This is a genomic window from Clostridium sp. K04 (genome assembly GCF_019734375.1).
GTDB classification, from domain to species: domain Bacteria; phylum Bacillota; class Clostridia; order Clostridiales; family Clostridiaceae; genus Clostridium; species Clostridium saudiense.
The window spans coordinates 1-19,312 of record NZ_JAASHD010000029.1 but is presented as its reverse complement, the minus strand read 5'-3'; the positions used below and the strand labels follow the sequence as shown (position 1 = coordinate 19,312).

General features: G+C 26.4%; 14 protein-coding genes and 2 CRISPR repeat arrays. Of the genes, 2 read left to right on the top strand and 12 right to left on the bottom strand.

The window, feature by feature from the left end:
- Nucleotides 1-265: 265 nt before the first annotated feature.
- Nucleotides 266-1,762, bottom strand: coding sequence for a glycoside hydrolase family 43 protein (locus HCG70_RS12235; RefSeq protein ID WP_221697833.1), 1,497 nt, complete (start codon nucleotides 1,760-1,762; stop codon nucleotides 266-268).
- A 294-nt stretch (nucleotides 1,763-2,056) separates the two neighbouring features.
- Here HCG70_RS12235 and HCG70_RS12230 point away from each other — a divergent pair, with 294 nt between their 5' ends.
- Complete coding sequence (locus HCG70_RS12230) at nucleotides 2,057-2,707, top strand: hypothetical protein (RefSeq protein ID WP_207743027.1); 651 nt, start codon at nucleotides 2,057-2,059, stop codon at nucleotides 2,705-2,707.
- Between the two features lie 74 nt (nucleotides 2,708-2,781).
- Here HCG70_RS12230 and HCG70_RS12225 read toward each other — a convergent pair whose 3' ends face one another.
- From HCG70_RS12225 to cas6, 11 genes are all read right to left on the bottom strand, one after another.
- A complete protein-coding gene (locus tag HCG70_RS12225; RefSeq protein ID WP_154820668.1) occupies nucleotides 2,782-4,167 on the bottom strand; it encodes an MATE family efflux transporter in 1,386 nt (461 codons plus the stop codon).
- A 73-nt stretch (nucleotides 4,168-4,240) separates the two neighbouring features.
- Nucleotides 4,241-4,666, bottom strand: a complete 426-nt coding sequence (locus HCG70_RS12220; protein WP_052330659.1) for a MarR family winged helix-turn-helix transcriptional regulator — start codon at nucleotides 4,664-4,666, stop codon at nucleotides 4,241-4,243.
- Nucleotides 4,667-4,789: 123 nt separating this feature from the next.
- Nucleotides 4,790-5,446 carry a 7-cyano-7-deazaguanine synthase QueC gene (gene queC, locus HCG70_RS12215; RefSeq protein WP_055291605.1) on the bottom strand — a complete coding sequence of 219 codons (657 nt, stop codon included), beginning with the start codon at nucleotides 5,444-5,446 and terminating at the stop codon, nucleotides 4,790-4,792.
- A 412-nt stretch (nucleotides 5,447-5,858) separates the two neighbouring features.
- Nucleotides 5,859-8,932: direct repeats of the CRISPR family, unit length 30 nt; unit sequence ATTTACATTCCAATATGGTACTACTTAAAT.
- 179 nt (nucleotides 8,933-9,111) lie between these two features.
- Nucleotides 9,112-9,390, bottom strand: a complete 279-nt coding sequence (gene cas2 / locus HCG70_RS12210; RefSeq protein ID WP_195951343.1) for a CRISPR-associated endonuclease Cas2 — start codon at nucleotides 9,388-9,390, stop codon at nucleotides 9,112-9,114.
- Nucleotides 9,391-9,403: 13 nt separating this feature from the next.
- Nucleotides 9,404-10,396, bottom strand: a complete 993-nt coding sequence (gene cas1b / locus HCG70_RS12205; protein WP_195951344.1) for a type I-B CRISPR-associated endonuclease Cas1b — start codon at nucleotides 10,394-10,396, stop codon at nucleotides 9,404-9,406.
- Between the two features lie 14 nt (nucleotides 10,397-10,410).
- Nucleotides 10,411-10,905: a CRISPR-associated protein Cas4 gene (cas4, locus tag HCG70_RS12200; protein ID WP_195951345.1), complete on the bottom strand. Its 495-nt coding sequence runs from the start codon at nucleotides 10,903-10,905 to the stop codon at nucleotides 10,411-10,413.
- Between the two features lie 45 nt (nucleotides 10,906-10,950).
- Entirely contained in the window at nucleotides 10,951-13,230 is a 2,280-nt protein-coding gene (gene cas3 / locus HCG70_RS12195; protein WP_195951346.1) for a CRISPR-associated helicase Cas3', read from the bottom strand.
- Between the two features lie 46 nt (nucleotides 13,231-13,276).
- A complete protein-coding gene (gene cas5, locus HCG70_RS12190) occupies nucleotides 13,277-14,359 on the bottom strand; it encodes a CRISPR-associated protein Cas5 (protein ID WP_221697832.1) in 1,083 nt (360 codons plus the stop codon).
- 23 nt (nucleotides 14,360-14,382) lie between these two features.
- Complete coding sequence (cas7i, locus tag HCG70_RS12185) at nucleotides 14,383-15,282, bottom strand: type I-B CRISPR-associated protein Cas7/Cst2/DevR (RefSeq protein ID WP_221697831.1); 900 nt, start codon at nucleotides 15,280-15,282, stop codon at nucleotides 14,383-14,385.
- A 14-nt stretch (nucleotides 15,283-15,296) separates the two neighbouring features.
- A complete protein-coding gene (gene cas8a1 / locus HCG70_RS12180) occupies nucleotides 15,297-16,646 on the bottom strand; it encodes a type I CRISPR-associated protein Cas8a1/Csx8 (protein ID WP_221697830.1) in 1,350 nt (449 codons plus the stop codon).
- A 14-nt stretch (nucleotides 16,647-16,660) separates the two neighbouring features.
- Nucleotides 16,661-17,404, bottom strand: a complete 744-nt coding sequence (gene cas6 / locus HCG70_RS12175) for a CRISPR-associated endoribonuclease Cas6 (protein ID WP_195951350.1) — start codon at nucleotides 17,402-17,404, stop codon at nucleotides 16,661-16,663.
- A 341-nt stretch (nucleotides 17,405-17,745) separates the two neighbouring features.
- Nucleotides 17,746-18,436: direct repeats of the CRISPR family, unit length 30 nt; unit sequence ATTTACATTCCAATATGGAGCTACTACTAT.
- Nucleotides 18,437-19,039: 603 nt separating this feature from the next.
- Between cas6 and HCG70_RS12170 the strand changes: the two genes are divergently transcribed.
- A partial coding sequence (locus HCG70_RS12170) for an IS1 family transposase (RefSeq protein WP_195952616.1) occupies nucleotides 19,040-19,312 on the top strand: 273 nt, incomplete at its 3' end.

Below are 19,312 nucleotides of genomic sequence, written 5' to 3'. Positions count from 1 at the left end.
AGTTGGTATTTTTTATTTATTATTTTTAATCTTAAAAACTTTTATATATTTAGCTATTAATTTTTATGTATTTTTTCTAATAATATTGACATACTAATAGTGAGGAAAAGATTCCAAAAGCTTCTTTTTCTAAAAAGATAAAATACTAATGCATTGCTCTTATGTCATTAGTATTTTATCTTTTCTTTTTTATTCTTTATAATACCGATAATCATAACTTATTTGATAAATCATACTTTACACAAATTAAATATTATTACTTATATTATTTATACATGCACTTAAAGTTTGTGAATTCAGCATAATTAAAAGAATTTGATGCACATGCATATAATCCAATTACAACACCCGTAAATCCACCAGCAACTTCTGAAGATAAATATCTTGTTTTAGCATATCCAAGAATACTTTCTTCATTTTCACTTTTAATAGAAAAACTATAATAGCTATTACTTGCATTAATGATAAGTGAAATATTATTTTTATTTTCTAGATAGATAGATTTTTCAACTGATTTTATATCACCAATATTAAGACGTTCAATTGCTTCATACCCATTTTCACACTTACGTATTGCTAAATCATAATGGTGATTTTCATCCATATATAGAGTAATACCTGCTTCACCATCTGTAATCTCAACATTACATGATATAGTAGCATTGAAATCTCTTTGCCTTATTCCTATAAATGTAGGTGAATCAACATCATCTAATGTAATATCAGTACCTTTTAATATTAACTTATTTTTATCAAGCTTATAGTTTTTCTTATTAGGAATACGTAAATAACACCAATCATTATCCCACTTAGTATTTTCAAATGTATAATGTTTCTTTTCTTTTTGAATTACATCATTATTTATATAATTAATCTCAAAGCTCTTAGTAGTCCTTCCATTATCACCTGCCGTAAACCAGCCATCTTCTCCAAATATAACTGGAGTTAGGAAAACTTCACGTCCTAAATGATGATAAGCTTCCCACTGTCCACTTTGGCGGAATCCAAGATGTAAAAGCCACCAATTATCATAATTATCTTGAATAAGATCACCATGTCCTACCCCTTGAACTTCGTATCCACCTAAATTACGATTAGTCAAAACTGGATTATTCTCATAACCTTCAAATTTGCCATATAAAGAATCTGCTCTAGCATATGTTACCATATGGCCATATTCAGTTCCTCCTTCTGCTGCAACAAGATAGTACTTACCATTAATTTTATACATATGTGGACTTTCAAGATAACGTCCACCTGATCCTGTCCAAATTGTTTTACTTGGAGTTAACTTTTCACCACTTTCAATATCAATTTCACACTGAACAATACCACTTACTCCATAATCATCTATTCCATTACTCATAAAATATGTTTTATTATCTTCAAAAAATAGCGATGGATCAATTCCACTTTGATCTACATATATAGGCTCTGACCATTCACCATAAATATCATCTGTCCATACGTAAAAGTGCTGATGAGTTGTATCATTAGTAGTCGTCATATAAAAACGACCATTATTATATCGTATAGTAGGAGCAAAAACTCCCCCTGAACTATTTATTTTATCAAGTTGAACTTGACTCTTTCTTGTTAAACAATGTCCAATTTGTTTCCAATTAACTAAATCCTTACTTTCAAATAAGGGAACTCCAGGAAAATATTGAAATGAGCTACATACAAGATAATATGTATCTCCAACCTTACAAACACTTGGATCTGGATAAAAACCTTTAATTACAGGATTATTATATTTCATTTGCTTACCTCCAATTATTAATACCTAAATTTACAATTATAACACTATCTTTGTAAACGTTATTCTTTGATAATATCTTTATATTATCATTAATCATCACTATCAAATACCCAAACTTCTAGTAATGAAATACATATATTTTTTTATTATTCAATTGCTATCCTTAAACACATAGATTTTATAAATTTTCTATATAATAACTAATGAACAACTTAAATTTCATTATTTTTTTGCTTTTCTTCCAATACTTTGCTATACTTATGTGACTTTAATTAAATTAGTGAGGTGTTAAAATTGAATAAAATTATTAATGATATAGGTAACTACTATGAAGTAAAAGAAGATGTTGCTTATATTACAGTATTAAAAAAAGATGGAACTGAGCTTATAACTAAAATTGATCTTGAAAATTTAGAAAAGATAAAAAATATGGGAACTTGGTTTGCAGAATGGAATAAAGATTATAATAATTACATAGTGCAAAATATTAGTTCAACAAAAAAGAATAAAAAATCTAAACCATTAAAACAAAGTCTTCAAAGTGTTATATTAAATGTAAATCCTAAAGCTCCTATTAGATATATTAATGGTGATACATTAGATAATAGAAAGTGTAACTTAGAGATTTTTAATCAAAATACTATGAATGAATATGAGAAAAAAGATGGTGTTGTTTCTATTATTTTAAAAGATAAGTTTGGTAAAAAGGAAGGCATTGCTTTAATATCTGAAGAAGATTTGCCTATTGTTATCAATGAAAAATATAGTTGGGTGCTACATAAATCTCATAATAAAATATCTGTTGTAGCAAATACTCCTGAAGGAAGAATTCATCTTGAAGATATTATTATGCCAAGAGAAGAAAATCATAAGATTGAACATATAAACAACAATCCTCTTGATAACAGAAAAAGCAATTTAAAACTAGTTAGTTTAGAAGAATAACTTATATAAGTATAGGCTATAGATAATTATATAAATTTATCTATAGCCTATAAAATATTTATATTATATACATGTTAGTTTGAATTTATTTTATACTCTTTATATTCCTTATCCTCTTCTAATTTCATCATCTTTTTAGATACCCATAAATATAAAACTATTGCTATCAAAATAGATAAAATATCTGCTACAGGCTGTGACCATGCAAGACCTGTTATTCCTAAAGCTTCTCTTAAAATAAATAATGCAGGAATATATATAAGTCCTTGTCTACTTAAATTAATAATTAAAGATGAAACTGCTGCTCCCATAGCTTGTAAAGCGTTAGTTAATACATAGAACACTCCAAAAAATGTACTTGTTGTAAGCAATATTCTTGAAAATTGTACAGAATAATCAAATGCACTAGGTTCGGTTAAAAATGCACTAACTATTGAATTTGTAAACAAATAACATAAAACTGTAAGTATTAAGCCAAGTAAGAAAGAAAATATCAATGAAAATTTCATTATTTTCTTAAATCTATCCCATGTATTAGCACCAACACAATAACCTAATAAAGGCTGAACTCCTTGCCCAATTCCCATTGAAATCATTCCTGTAATCATAGTTACTTTCATTGCAACTCCAATTCCAGCAAGTGCCATATCGCCATATCCAGCCATAAGCCCGTTCATTATAATTTGTGAAATACTCATCATAACTGACGCAAGAGAAGCTGGAATACCTATAATTAAAACACCACTACATATTTTATCTTTAATTGAAAAATCATTAATATTTATACTTAGAGATGATTTTCCCCTAATGAAATAAAGAATATAATATGCTGCTGCTGCTAAATTACCAATAACAGTAGCTATTGCTGCACCCTTTATATTCCATCCAAATCCTAAAATCATAATTGGATCAAGTATAATATTAAGAAAATTGCCTATAAGTTGACCCATCATAGCTTTATTTGCTTGACCTTCAGCACGTAAAATATTTGAATAACAATTTGAAATAAGTACAAAAGGACCACTTAAAGATACAATAATAAGATAACTTCTTGCAAAATCCCAAGTATCACTACTTGCACCTATTAAAGAAAGAATTTGATCCATAAAAATTAAAAACACTAAAGACATTGCAATACCCACAATTACACATGACCACATACAAAAAGAACATACTTTTTTAGCATATTCCTTACGGCCTTCTCCTAAAGCACGAGAAATTACCGATGTACCACCAATCCCAAAAACTGTACCTACAGCCATAAACATTAGAAATACTGGTGTTGCAAGAGAAACTGCTGCAACTTGATAAGCATCATGTGTTTGACCAATAAAAAAAGTATCTGCCAAATTATAAATAAGAACCATTAACATTGCTATCATAGCTGGAATAGCATTCTTAATTACCGCTTTCGATACTGGCATTGAATTAAATGCCTCTAAAGAGTTATTGTTTTCCATTATAATCCCTTCAAATTCAATCGTATGCGATTGATTATATTTTATTATATGCTCGTTTATATAAACGAGCATTTTATTTTAAAGTATTATTAACTTTTTCTAGTAAATCCTTAAATAGTACTTTTTCTATTTCTGTTAAATTAGATAAAAGGAATGTTTCAGTTTTTAACATAGAATCTTCAGCTTCTTTACAGCATTGTTCACCAAGTTCTGTAATTCTAACATATTTAATTCTTTTATCATTATCATCAATATAGCTTGTTACAAGATTTTTTTGTTCTAATCTTGAAATAATCCCTACTGTAGTAGATTGTGCAAGATGAAGTATTTTTTCTAGCTCTTTAAATGTTACTTTCTTTTCTGCAGTATCATTTATACTAAACAATGCTGACACTTGTACAAGAGTTAATCCTTTTTCCTTTAAATCTTTATTTGACATTTTTTCTAATGAATTGTGTATTTGCCTAATTAACATTCCACAAGTATTATCTATATCCAATTATATCACTCCAATCTACATACATAATATACTATTTAAAATTATAAAAGTAAATAGTATGCGATTGAATTTTTATAATTACATGTTCTTATAAATCCTAATTTTAATAATAAATTTATAATATTATTTATTGTCTTTTATTTTTAAATACTTTTCTAGACCATTTCTTCTTAATTTACAAGCTGGACACTCTCCACATCCATTACCTATTATTCCATTATAACAAGTAAGAGTTTTTTCTCTAATATAATCTAATTTTCCAAAGCTATCTGCAAGTTCCCAAGTTTGTGCCTTATCTATCCACATTAAAGGAGTATGAACTACAAAATCATAATTCATAGCTAAATTAAGTGTAACATTAAGTGATTTAATAAATACATCTCTACAATCAGGATATCCGCTAAAATCTGTTTCACATACACCTGTTACAATATGTTTTGCCCCCTTTACTTTTGCTAAAACTGCAGCAAAAGTTAAAAATAACATATTACGTCCTTCAACAAAAGTTGATGGTGGCTCTTTGCCTTCTCCTTCTTTTATTTCTATATTATTACGAGTAAGAGCATTTGGAGCTAATTGATTTAATAAATCCATATCTAAAATATGATGCTCTACCCCTAATTCCTTTGCAATATTTTTTGCACACTCAATTTCTAAGCTATGCCTCTGATTATAATTAAATGTAACTGCTATTACTTCATCAAATTCTTTAAGGGCCCAAAATAAACATGTTGTAGAATCTTGGCCTCCACTAAATACAACTACTGCTTTCTTATTCATACTTATCACTCCTATTTAATATTTTTAGGCCTTATTTTATTAAATAAAAAAGGTTTATTTTATTACACAAACTAGCATAATAAAATAAACCTTAACTTTTTAATCTATTTAATATTTCTTAGCCTAGTTTTGTTTAAGGACAGGATGGTCTTAATGAACTGTCCATATTAAGTTTTTCAGTTTTTAGTATAATATACCTTATGGTAATTTTCAAATTTTCTTTAGTACTTTTATTAGTTTAGTATTTTTAAATATATATTTTGATGTTATATTCATTAAATGTACTTTATCCGCTGTATTTACTCTATACAAATAATGAAATATTATTAACTTTTAAAAGTCATCAATCTTATTAAATTTCTTAAACTTTTAGATTTACAAATATTTCTTTTATATTCTTTTCATATCTCTCTTTTACATTCCAATATGGTACTACTTAAATAGAAGTCTATAACATCAAAGCCTGTCCCGTAGTATTTATTTACATTCCAATATGGTACTACTTAAATGATTTACATCTTCTATTGTTATTCCATTTTTACCTACATTTACATTCCAATATGGTACTACTTAAATGTGTGAAGCTGAATTTGTAGAGTTTTCATCTGCTTTATTTACATTCCAATATGGTACTACTTAAATTTAACTCTATAGTTCCAGTACCAAAAACTTTTATAATATTTACATTCCAATATGGTACTACTTAAATGAAAAACAAAGAAAATAAAAGTAATTTGTAGAAAAAATTCACATTCCAACATGGTACTACTTAAATCAGCTTTTAGAGCAGATATAAACATTTCTTTAACTTCATTTACATTCCAATATGGTACTACTTAAATGTTCAATAGTAAACACACCGTCATTGTTTTGAAAGTATTTACATTCCAATATGGTACTACTTAAATTTGTCTTTTAAATTCTTGGAAGCCTTCTATTTCCCCTATTTACATTCCAATATGGTACTACTTAAATTACAGTAGTAAAGGTAGAAAACAATGTTGTTCAAATATTTACATTCCAATATGGTACTACTTAAATAGTTTTACTCAGGAGCAGATAACGCAGGTAAAATGAATTTACATTCCAATATGGTACTACTTAAATTGGGTCATGCTATTTAAAAAGTGGAACAAAAGAAAAATTTACATTCCAATATGGTACTACTTAAATGAATGTAAATTTTGAACACACTAAAGTAATTACTAGATTTACATTCCAATATGGTACTACTTAAATGTAAACTAGCTAGTTTACTCAAAGTTTCACTATACTCATTTACATTCCAATATGGTACTACTTAAATGTTGATGATGAACAAAGTTTAATATTTACTACGAAATTTACATTCCAATATGGTACTACTTAAATATTGGATCAGAAGATTACAACAAGAATGTAATAATCAATTTACATTCCAATATGGTACTACTTAAATATAGAAATTACGATTTTAAATTTTCAACCGCAGGAAAATTTACATTCCAATATGGTACTACTTAAATTAACTGAGGTAGACCACACATCTTTCATAGTCTCCATTTACATTCCAATATGGTACTACTTAAATTTCTGCAGAAGATGCTTCTATAGCACTTTCTCTAAATTTACATTCCAATATGGTACTACTTAAATCTTCAATCCCTTTTCTAACTTCCTTACAGTACCATATTTACATTCCAATATGGTACTACTTAAATTTTAATATTGAATAGCCGTTAAAAGCTACACTCACAATTTACATTCCAATATGGTACTACTTAAATACAATTCCGATAAACTGAACTACTACAGGAGTTTTAATTTACATTCCAATATGGTACTACTTAAATAAGTATTATTAAGTTTGGTCTTATGTCAGTAGCTAGATTTACATTCCAATATGGTACTACTTAAATACAATATGCTATATCTTTATAATTTGCTTGACCATAATTTACATTCCAATATGGTACTACTTAAATACACTTTTTTTATTGCACTAAATCTCGATAAACAGCAATTTACATTCCAATATGGTACTACTTAAATCTAAAACATTAACAAAGAGGGATAGCAACAATGCAAATTTACATTCCAATATGGTACTACTTAAATTAAATTTTAATGTTGATAAGGGGTATTTACTTCTTACATTTACATTCCAATATGGTACTACTTAAATTGCAAGTGCTTATTACAATTTAAGTAAAGAAAATAATTTACATTCCAATATGGTACTACTTAAATAGGATAAGAGAAAAGGAAGAGTTTTAATGCTTGAATTTACATTCCAATATGGTACTACTTAAATAGTTCCCCAACTAATTCATCATTTTCTATTTTAGAATATTTACATTCCAATATGGTACTACTTAAATTCTCATTTTTATTTACTTCTTTAAAAACATCGTCATAATTTACATTCCAATATGGTACTACTTAAATACGGTGAAATAATGGCTCAATTTGATAGAAACTCAATTTACATTCCAATATGGTACTACTTAAATGATGGTCAAACTGTTGATGAAATATTTGATTCAGAATTAATTTACATTCCAATATGGTACTACTTAAATTTGGTTGTTGGACAACTATCATTTAAGAGTTTCTTATTTACATTCCAATATGGTACTACTTAAATAAAATGGTTACTTGTTCCCCTTATGGCTTTAATTTTATTTACATTCCAATATGGTACTACTTAAATATTCCTTTTGTTGGTTCTACACTTTTATTACTTTGATTTACATTCCAATATGGTACTACTTAAATTTAATTTTAAAAACTCTTGTAAGTGGCTTGTTTACTATTTACATTCCAATATGGTACTACTTAAATATTTTAAAAAATTATTTGGTCAATATAAACTTCTTGATTTACATTCCAATATGGTACTACTTAAATTTCAGTATTATCTGTTATATCAATAGATATTACTGAATTTACATTCCAATATGGTACTACTTAAATAATTTCGTACTCTTTATTGTCAATAGTAATTGTTTTATTTACATTCCAATATGGTACTACTTAAATAAAAAAGAAACAACTTATTAAATGAATTAGAATCAAATTTACATTCCAATATGGTACTACTTAAATGTTTCTCTAACTAGTCCACTTGAAGTATAGCCAGTATTTACATTCCAATATGGTACTACTTAAATTACACAAGATTAATAATAAATAGTGAGGTGTTAATAATTTACATTCCAATATGGTACTACTTAAATTAGCTAATATCCACTCCTGAAATTCTGCAAGAGTCATATTTACATTCCAATATGGTACTACTTAAATGAATTATAGCTAAACAGCTAATCGGCGAGATAATTCTATTTACATTCCAATATGGTACTACTTAAATCAGTTTTATAAAACAAAATATAAAGTTAAAAGCAAGATTTACATTCCAATATGGTACTACTTAAATCCAACTACAAAAGCTGATGCAGTTGCTACATACTCTAAATTTACATTCCAATATGGTACTACTTAAATCCGACAACTCTTATAAGCTGATTTTTCTATTCAATATCATTACTTTTTGTCTACCTATAATAAATTTTCATATCAACAATATTTAAAATCTCAAACTATTAGCAATATTCATCTTACAACCTAGTATTTATCTACTCTTGTCTATCCCCCTATATTTTAACACTATCTGTGGTCGACAATCAAATAAAATTACTAGTCTTATCATCATCTTTACCCCACATCTCCTTGCTCAACCATCTATCGCTCCTACTCTTAAATAGAATTATAGAATCTCTATCATCCCTTACAACCTTTTTTAATTCATAATTAAGTTTGACAATTTGTGCTTCTGATAACTCACCTTCAAAAACAGAGTTTTGTATATGACATAAATATTTTTTACATATTTTAAATGTTCTATTTAACACCCTTTGACCACCATCATCTGTTTTTATATCATAAACTAGTATAACATACATTTATTCAATCCCCTTACCACCAAATTTTAAATGGATCATATTCCTTTTCACCTAACAAATGCTTTATTAGTTTATAGCACTCTAATCTCATTAAATATTCATACGATACACTTTTATTTAACTCTTTATGTTTTATTGTAGTTTGCAACCTTTCATCTAACTCAGCTACTATAATTCTTGATGCTTCTTTTGTTAAATGCAAATAATTTAACTCCTTTGTAAAACTCTTTTCAGTAATTTGCTTCTTATTCAACAAAGAAAATATAAGTCTATCTGCCAGTATTGGTTTAAATATTTCTGCAATATCTAAACTTAAAGAAAATCTCCTTTCCCCTGGTTCATGCAAATAACTAACTGTTGGATTTAATTGAGTGTGATATATTGAACCTAGTACCTTTGTGTAAATTAACGTATTTACAAAAGAAATTAAAGTATTTATCATATTATCTGGCGGATTCTTAACTCTCTTTTTAAAATCAATATTTTGATCAATTATTATATTCCATGCTTCATAATATACCTTACGTATATTTCCTTCATATCCCATCAATTCATTTATACTATTACTTCTGTATATATGTTTTCTTATGGCTTCTATCTTATCCATATATGCCTGTACATCTTTTCCTCTTCCATTGTAATACCTTAAATTTCTATAAATATTATAACTTGCTCCATCTATAAACCTTTTAGCTATTTCTAACCTTTTATCGCTATCACTATAATGATTCACTTGATTAACTAACAGATTTCCAGATACTAATTTTTCCTTTGGCTGAAAACTTCCAGTATAAAAACTATAATAATTAAAAAAATGAATAACTACATCATATTGAGATAAATAATTTATTAAATTAGTGTTGAAGTCCATTTCCGACATTACATATATCTCATTAACAGTTTCTATTGGTATATATTTTCTCTCACCAAATTCATCAACAAAAGCAATTGAATTATCCTTTCTCTTTAAAGTACCATTATTATAAATGTAATAGCTTCTTTTCATTAATCCTTACCCCCTTATATAAAGCACAAATCATAATAAGCACAAGCCTTACATATTCTTTTTTTATCTAATACCGGTGGCTTACTATCTTTTATTATTTTTTGTATATCCAATAAAATATTTTCAATAACTCTTATATCTTCATCCGTAAGAGTTACCTCAATGCTTTGTTTAAGTAATGGATAATCTATTTTAGCTTTTATATTATCTACCCCTCTATTTTTTAAGAAATATAGATAATATTTAACCTGAAATATACTAGCCTCTTCAATTTTTTTACTTTTTTTAACCTCATGCAAAACACCTTTAGAACGTATAAAATCAATATTTATTATGTTATCAATGTTTATATGTTTTTCATCTCTTTGATAAGTTTCTTCATCTATTGCTTTTCCAATAGCAACACTTTCATTCCCTTGCTCCATTTGAATCTCATTACAAAAATACCATAACTTTCGCTTGCAAACCTCATAATAATAAATCATTACACCAGTAACATCTTTTTTCATATTAACCTCTCACTAACACTTAAATAATATTTGTACTAAAAACTATTACCATATAGCTGAATTTCTAGTTTGCTTATCATACCTCATCCTTTTATACCCAACTTCATCATATTCACATTCAATAACTTTTATATAATCTTTAACATTATTACTCAACATAACTTTTTTATAATGAATAGCCTTACCACTTTGTACTGCAAACTCATAATTTTTAACATCAATTGGATGAACTGAAACTGTATATTGCTTTATTTTATCTTTTAATTTTACCCTTTCAATGATACTAATTTCCCTATCCTTTAATTTATTCTCTAACTCAGTTATATCACTAAGATATTTTTCGTATATAGGACTTGGAATAATTTCTTCTGATAAAATGTTTCTCAAATTCACATCATTTACCTGAAATTTATATGGTTCAATATCATTTATAAATTCATATTCCTTATTATATTTCCTCATATAATCACTATCTTTTAAATTTTCTGTTGTTAAATATTTTTCTATCAAACTAACCTTTTCCTTTTCAGATAGCTGTCCATCTAAATCTTCTATTGCTTCCTTTGACAAATTAAATAACGATCTATCAATAAATCCTCTTTTTCCATCAACTAAATTAGATTCTTCTATCTTGGTATATACATAACAATTATAATCTTTTGAATCTTTTTTACCCTTTCTATTGCATCTACCCAATCTTTGAAATAAAGAATTTAAATCCTGTAACTCTGTAAATAAATAATCAAAATCTATATCTAAACTAGCCTCAACTATTGATGTAGATATCCAAATTCCACTTTTCTTATCAATATTCTTTTCTTCATCATAAGTTTTTCCAAACTCTATAATATCCTCTTCTTTTTCAAGTCTTTCCTTTCTTATAAATTTACTATGCAATATATTTAATTCTTTTTCATCTACTTTACCCTTTAATTGATTATAAATTTTTTGAGCTTCTTTTATTGTATTACATACAATTAATACCTTATTATTTTTATTTAGTTTTTTATTTTCATTATACTTTTCATAAATATCATCTGAACTTATTCTTTCATTTATTACTTTTAAATTATGTCTTATTACATCACTAGTAAAAGCATTTTCATTTTCCTTAAAATCCATATTCTTTTTTAATAAATCTTTTATAAATGGTGGTAAAGTAGCTGTAAGTATTGCTATTTTACCACCTTGTTCATTAACTTTTTCCAATCCATAAATCAAATATGCTAATAAATCTGCACTATAAGCTTGTATTTCATCTATAACTATTTTTGAATAACCTAATGTAGTTAACTTAAGTTCATAACTTGGATATTTAAATACAAAATCAAAAATTTGATCCATTGTTGTAATATTTATTGGTATAGATAATTGTCTACCTATCGTATGATAATTTAATATATCTTCATTTTCACTCATATCATTACTTATATTTCTAAGATAATACTCTAATGAACTTGAATGTAATATTGCAATTTTCTCTTCAATCTTGTCATTATTCAATATATTCTTTCTAGCTCTATCATAAATTGCATTTATAGCTGTTCTTATTGGTAATACGAAAAATCCCTTAGTATTCCCCATCCATAAAAAGCCAGCTTCTGTTTTTCCCATACCAGTTTGAGCTATTGCTATAATATTCTCATTTTTATTTTCTAAAGCAAACTTTTGTAGCTCATTCCATTTTGTATTGTTATTTTCCTTTTTCCATTTAATTAAAAGATTTTTTAATGCTTCTTCTAAAAAACTGTTAGGATACTCAGCTACATTTCCAGCACTTGCACTATAGTCACACTTATGAAGATATCCTTTTATTTTTATAGTTTCAGGATTATTTATTAATTCTTTTTTTACTAATTTTGTTTTTATAGACCTCTTGATTTTGTAAATATTAAAATCTTTTACTAAGCTTTTAATTAATTCTTCCTTTTCATTTAAAATTTCAAAAACATTCCCATAGCTATGATGATTTAAAACACTATGAGCAACTTTTAAATAATCAGCTTCAGTAGTAAACATTTTGCTATCTATAAAATATAAAGATAGAACATTATGTACAACCTCTTTATCTTCATTAAACTTTAAAGTTTTACTTTTTACCCTTTTTTGAAATTCATCATTTAATTTTCCTAAATCATGATATATACAAGCTTTTTCTACTAAATTATAAATCTCACCCTTTTTTATATACCCAAGTTCTAATAATAAATCTAAACATTTTAATAATTCTTCTGTATGCTGCTTTATAGTTTTATCTGGCTTTGCTAACTTATTCTCTATTAACTCTAAAGTTTTAATATCTAATATTTTAAATCTCTCTTCCATTTTACCCCCTAATTATAAAGCAGTAGGAACTCCCTACTGCTTATTATTAAATGAAATTTACTATATACTCTTTTTCATCAGCCTTATCTATAAATATATTTTCGCTAGTTTCTTCTATATAGTATTGTGATGCATATAATACCTTTCTTTTTTGAAATTGTCTCTTACCATATATAATGTCATAGTTTTTGTTTAAATAATATTTTGTACCACTAACCTCTATGCCACTTCTTATATTATCAAACCATACTCTTTCATTTTTAACATCTTCATAGCTTAAATATGCAGAGTAATTACTTCTAACTTCTCCCTCATAGTCTTCAATCAAGGTTACTATTTCAGCTTCTTTTACATCTACAAAATCTTCACTTCTACCTATAGATTTTAAATTATATATATTTTCTTCAACTTCTTTTAAAGTCTTTTCATCTGTTCTTACATGAATGACAAGTTCTATATTATTTAATATTTCATAAAACTTTAATGATGTTGTTAACGATCTAAACTTTGAAATAGGTTTAGTATATTCTTCTAATTCATAATTTTTTTGCTTTTGTTTCATTTCTTTTTCTCTAGCTTTAATTTCCTTTTCTTTTTCAGATACCTCTAAAAACTCTTTAGATTTTTTATCTAACGTTTTCTTTTTGGCTAATAACTCTAATTTTTCAGTTTTTATCAAATCTAATTTTTCTTTAAATTCACCTTTTTTATAGATATCTATTTTATCCTTTAAATCTCTTAAATCTCTATACTCTTTTAACAATTGCTCATTGTATACCTGTATAGTGATTCCCTTTCTAAAACTATTTCCCTGTGACTTTTTAGCACTTGCCACTTTTTCGAAGGCAGTTGATAAAAGGATTTCATTTCTCATCTTAACCAATATTCCTCTATCGTCCATTACTGAATTTAAAAAACAATAATCTGTGTACGGCTCTTTATGCATAGACTCAAACTTGCCTTGTACACTTATATCCATTGGATGATACTCTTTGTAATTACATGCATTATGAATTGCACCTATAATAGTTGAAATTGGAGGGAGTGGATATGTCATTTTATTATCTAACGTCTCTTCTCTTTTATAATTAGCACTACTTTGAGTAAGTACTATTCTTAATGCTTTCATAATTTACCTGCTTTCTCTTACTATTATTCTGCATTAAAGTAAGCATTTACTTCACTTCTAACTATATCAAAAAATTCCACAATCGATTTAGGCTCTAATTCTCTTTTTATTTCATTCTCATTTTGAAATGCTTTTCCTTCTAATAAACCAACATAATATCCTTTTCCAATTTTTTCTTTTAAATCTTGTGATATTACTAACTTATCCTCTTCTACCTTAACTACATTCTCAAAATAATGCGTTTTTCTATCTGATAGTCCACCTACAATAAATACAGGCTCTGAATTATCTAGGTTTCCCTTTACTGTTAAGCTTAAATTTTCTATAGCATCTAATATAGCATTTACTCTTGCTGCTTTTTCATTATTATCAGCTTCTTTATACCCGTCTTCTCCTGCAAAATTTTCATCTTTCCCTATCATCTCTAAATCAACAGTTATACTGTAAACCTTTAAAGATTTGTCATATTCATATTGATAAGGCATTAGACCTGCCTCTACAGCTTTTTCTTGTAAATTTATTTTATTTGCGTTAGCATAATTATTAGCTAAATATAAATTATTATGAAATCTTGTTTCATTTACAAAGCTTTCACAAGAAATAGCATCTGTTAAGTAAAAAGAACTTTTTCTAATATTAGTAGTACCCTTAGTACTCATATATCCACCTTCAAGAGCTCTACAATTAGAAGCATTTAGCTCTTTATTTACCATCTTTTGTGTTGCTCCATTTACATCTGTTTGTAAATCATCATACATTCCACTTTGAACCATTATTGCATTTTTCAAACTTTCTCTACTTCTTATTGTATATACTTTTCTATTCTTAAATATCTTTTGCACACTTGCTATATTTCCTAAACCTTCTCCATAATTTGAAGTCATATTTGCTACAACTGTTAAAGTTAGCGCTTTTTTATTCATTTCTCCACCCCTACCTATTCATTTTCATTACTATTTGTATTCTTTGACAACGCATTGATAAATGTATATGCTAAATCTTTATTTGATTCAAAATCATCAAATAAGTCATAAATAAATCCAAATTCTACTCCTGAATAATTCGACAATTGAAGTAGTATTTGACATACTCTATCGTAATCTTTAAATATTATGGAACTAGTTAATTTTTGTCTATAACTTTCAATCTTATTTTTTTCTAAAGCGCCTGCTACTTTTTTTGAGCAAGCATAAGCCCCTTTTAACCTATCCTTCATACATTTATTTCCCCTTATTAAAATATTTGTTTTTATAAGTTGAGTTGCTAAGTAATTTCTATTTCCTTTTAAACATAATTCTATTAAATTATCTAGCACCATGTTGTTCATAATACATTCCATTACTTCTTTTTGAATATTTCTATAATATTTATCATTTACCTTATAAGCAGTATTAAATGAGTTATAATCTATCTTTTCTCTATCTAGTGCTTTAAATATGTCAATACTATCTTTTCTTAAGTACAATGTTTCAAAATACCCCTTGTTTATATCCTTAAATATTATTTCAACATCTCTTTGTATAAAATCTATTGATTCCACAATACCTCTAAATAATGCTTGTCTAGTATCTAATTTGCCATTATTCTCATCTATATTTTTTCTTATTATTCTTTCAAATGTTTCATTTGATACTTTTAACCTATCAATTGTATAATTATCATTAATAAAGAATGCTTCTCTATTTCCTACAAAAGCAAATGGAATAAAATCCATTTCTATCATATCATTTCCCATAAATTTGCTATTATCAAAATTATATCCTGTCGATTTTCCTTTTTTACCTACATCAATACAATATCCTAATAATCTACAATACTCTTGTGAATCATTAAATAATTGGTTTGTATTAGCATAATTAGCATACATATTTTTTTTACTTCTAAATGTTTCTCTTATAATATCAGCTCTATTTTCTTCAATGATATCTAATATATATTGTTTATTTTTATTTTCAAATTTAATTTTATTAAAGCATTTTTTCATTATAGTATTAGCTACCAATTTATCATTAACTATCTTTATCTGTTCATTAGTTATTTCTTCATTAGAAAGTATATTTTCAACAATTTTATGATGAAACTCTTGTCCATATTTATCTTCGACAAATTCCAAATATTTTTCTTCTCTAATATCAGAACTATTATATAAAATATAATCTTCTTCTTTATGATAGCTTAAATTATGATAGTTAAAATATTGCAATAGTCCTAATATACTAGCAGAACTTCTCCAATCAGATGCTTCTAACTTAGTATCATAATTGCTATTCTGTAAATTTGTTTTCATATTTACCTCCTTTCTTATAGTAGATCTTGTGTTATCAAATCTATCATTCCAAAACCTGCTGACTTTCTGCTACCAATTCCTTGATCATAAAAATATTGTAATATTTCATTATTTGCCTGAATTTCAAACATACCTGTTGTTATGTCTATATATCTCCCGTAATGCTTTACAACAACCTTTTTGCATTGAATTGGACTAACTTTTATTTTATTAATTTCATCCTCACTAAATCCAGCTTGTCTCACTTGATTACTTATTACATTGTTTAATTTTTCTCTAAAATCAGCATCACTAAAAACATAATACTTATCACTATTATTTTCTCTATTATGTTCTCTAACACATATACCACTACCTATTGTAGTTTTAAATATAGCTCTTGAGTTTACTATTAAATCTTGCTTTTGATTTGTTATACTTTTTAATATCATTGAATTTTTGTTCGGTAGTGAAAACGTTTTATTCTTTTGCAAAATAAAAGCATTAAATAAAATTAATCCTGTTTTTTCTGCATCTCCTGTTGAAAAAAGTATTTTTAACTTATTATTTTCCAACTTTATTTCATCTTTAGTAAATCTTGATTTAGGTAGTATTACTGAAAAGCAATAATCCTTTTGATTAGTATCCTTAAAAAATCTATCATAATATTTTCCATCATTGCATTTTGATATTGCATTTTTTATAAAACTTAAGACTATACTTCTATAATCAATAGGAAAACTACTTTTCTCTAATTCTAAGGTTAAAGTAAATCTCATTTTATTCCTCCTTTTATTTTGTTAATTCATACTTTATTTTTATTATCACCTCACCCATTGTTTTATCTACTATTTTTTAATTATAGAATTATATAAACATTCCACTATGGTACTACTACAAAATATTTATACTATAATTTACAGCATATTCTACATTCCAATATGAAGATACTATATTTAAAAAAATTATAAGTAAATCTCTTATAATATATATTTTACTACATAAGGTATATTATGTAAATGTAATTTCTATTTTTTATTTTCTTATTTTTTAACTCTTTGACTCATAAATAATAATCTATTAACATTCTATTATTCTTTATTTCCATTCTAATTATAATATTTACATTCCAATATGGAGCTACTACTATTGGATAATCCTCAATAAAAGAATCTATTAATTCTACATTTACATTCCAATATGGAGCTACTACTATTTATCTAACATGGTATAATTCTGTTTTGCAAATCCTATTTACATTCCAATATGGAGCTACTACTATTAAATGATTAGGAGGTGGGTTTATGGCTATTCAAACATTTACATTCCAATATGGAGCTACTACTATGAATTTATTTAAAAATGGATTCTTATTAAAAGCTGCATTTACATTCCAATATGGAGCTACTACTATTAGCTACATTTGCAAAGTTAAATATGATTCAACTAGATTTACATTCCAATATGGAGCTACTACTATGTATTGTTCTTTATATTCTTTGTTCATGTTTTTGTAATTTACATTCCAATATGGAGCTACTACTATCCTTTTGATACTGTTACACTTTCTCCAATATCTAAAATTTACATTCCAATATGGAGCTACTACTATTGTTATGTCAATTGGATCTGTATCTTGTGGATCATTATTTACATTCCAATATGGAGCTACTACTATGTTCGGACTGTTCTCAATATTAAGTAAAGTATTCCTGATTTACATTCCAATATGGAGCTACTACTATTAAACTACCAACTACATCAATTCCACCATCTGCTAAATTTACATTCCAATATGGAGCTACTACTATGCGTCCGCTCTTAAACTCTGATTTTCTTATTATATATCCCTTATTTCTGTCTATCTCTATATTTTGTAAATTTTATAGATATTTTCAAATAAAATATTTAGACTTATTCAACCCCTAATATTGAATTTATATAACATTGTCTCCCCCCTATGTTTTAACCATATGTTAGGTCGACAATTAAATTAATTTATTTTTTCTACTTTAATAATTAAATTTAAACATATTTATCTCAGACATTATAAATATGTTTAAATTTAAAGTTATCAACTACTATTACCTAATATAATTATAACATACAACATACCAAATAAAGTTATTATTTGAAATAAGATTTATCAAACCTTAAGATCTATTTCCTCATACTTTAGAAATAATTCTTCTTTTTCTATCAATCAGAACAACTTTATATCCAATTACTATTATCAAGTTATAGCTATAATCGGTAATCCTACCATAATAAAATACAACAGAATTTTTTCATTTCGCCCCCTCACTAGAATCCTCGATCTGTTAAGTTATATGAACATTGCTCTTCTCAACCTAAGGAAATACAATAAGTTTGCGATACTAAATAATACCCCCTTCGAAAAGGAGAGAAGAACAATGAGCAAAACTAATATAAAATGCCCACGCTGTAATTCTGATAAACTATACAAGTTTGGTATGAATAAGCAGGCTAAACAAAAGTATCAATGTAAGCAGTGTAAGCGCCAATTCGCCATAGGCGACGGTGACGGACGTCCTAAACTAAATAATCCTAAATGTCCTAGATGCGGTAAGGGAACTTACTTACATCATTCATATAAACATTACAATCGCTATAAGTGCAATAACAAGAAGTGTAATCACATAATAGTAAAACATCACACCACCAAT

What these genes read in the sequence shown, in the direction of transcription:
- HCG70_RS12235 (WP_221697833.1), bottom strand. Translation starts at nt 1,762, where the DNA reads ATGAAATATAATAATCCTGTAATTAAAGGTTTTTATCCAGATCCAAGT.
- HCG70_RS12225 (WP_154820668.1), bottom strand. Translation starts at nt 4,167, where the DNA reads ATGGAAAACAATAACTCTTTAGAGGCATTTAATTCAATGCCAGTATCG.
- queC (WP_055291605.1), bottom strand. Translation starts at nt 5,446, where the DNA reads ATGAATAAGAAAGCAGTAGTTGTATTTAGTGGAGGCCAAGATTCTACA.
- cas2 (WP_195951343.1), bottom strand. Translation starts at nt 9,390, where the DNA reads ATGTATGTTATACTAGTTTATGATATAAAAACAGATGATGGTGGTCAA.
- cas1b (WP_195951344.1), bottom strand. Translation starts at nt 10,396, where the DNA reads ATGAAAAGAAGCTATTACATTTATAATAATGGTACTTTAAAGAGAAAG.
- cas4 (WP_195951345.1), bottom strand. Translation starts at nt 10,905, where the DNA reads ATGAAAAAAGATGTTACTGGTGTAATGATTTATTATTATGAGGTTTGC.
- cas3 (WP_195951346.1), bottom strand. Translation starts at nt 13,230, where the DNA reads ATGGAAGAGAGATTTAAAATATTAGATATTAAAACTTTAGAGTTAATA.
- cas5 (WP_221697832.1), bottom strand. Translation starts at nt 14,359, where the DNA reads ATGAAAGCATTAAGAATAGTACTTACTCAAAGTAGTGCTAATTATAAA.
- cas7i (WP_221697831.1), bottom strand. Translation starts at nt 15,282, where the DNA reads ATGAATAAAAAAGCGCTAACTTTAACAGTTGTAGCAAATATGACTTCA.
- cas8a1 (WP_221697830.1), bottom strand. Translation starts at nt 16,646, where the DNA reads ATGAAAACAAATTTACAGAATAGCAATTATGATACTAAGTTAGAAGCA.
- cas6 (WP_195951350.1), bottom strand. Translation starts at nt 17,404, where the DNA reads ATGAGATTTACTTTAACCTTAGAATTAGAGAAAAGTAGTTTTCCTATT.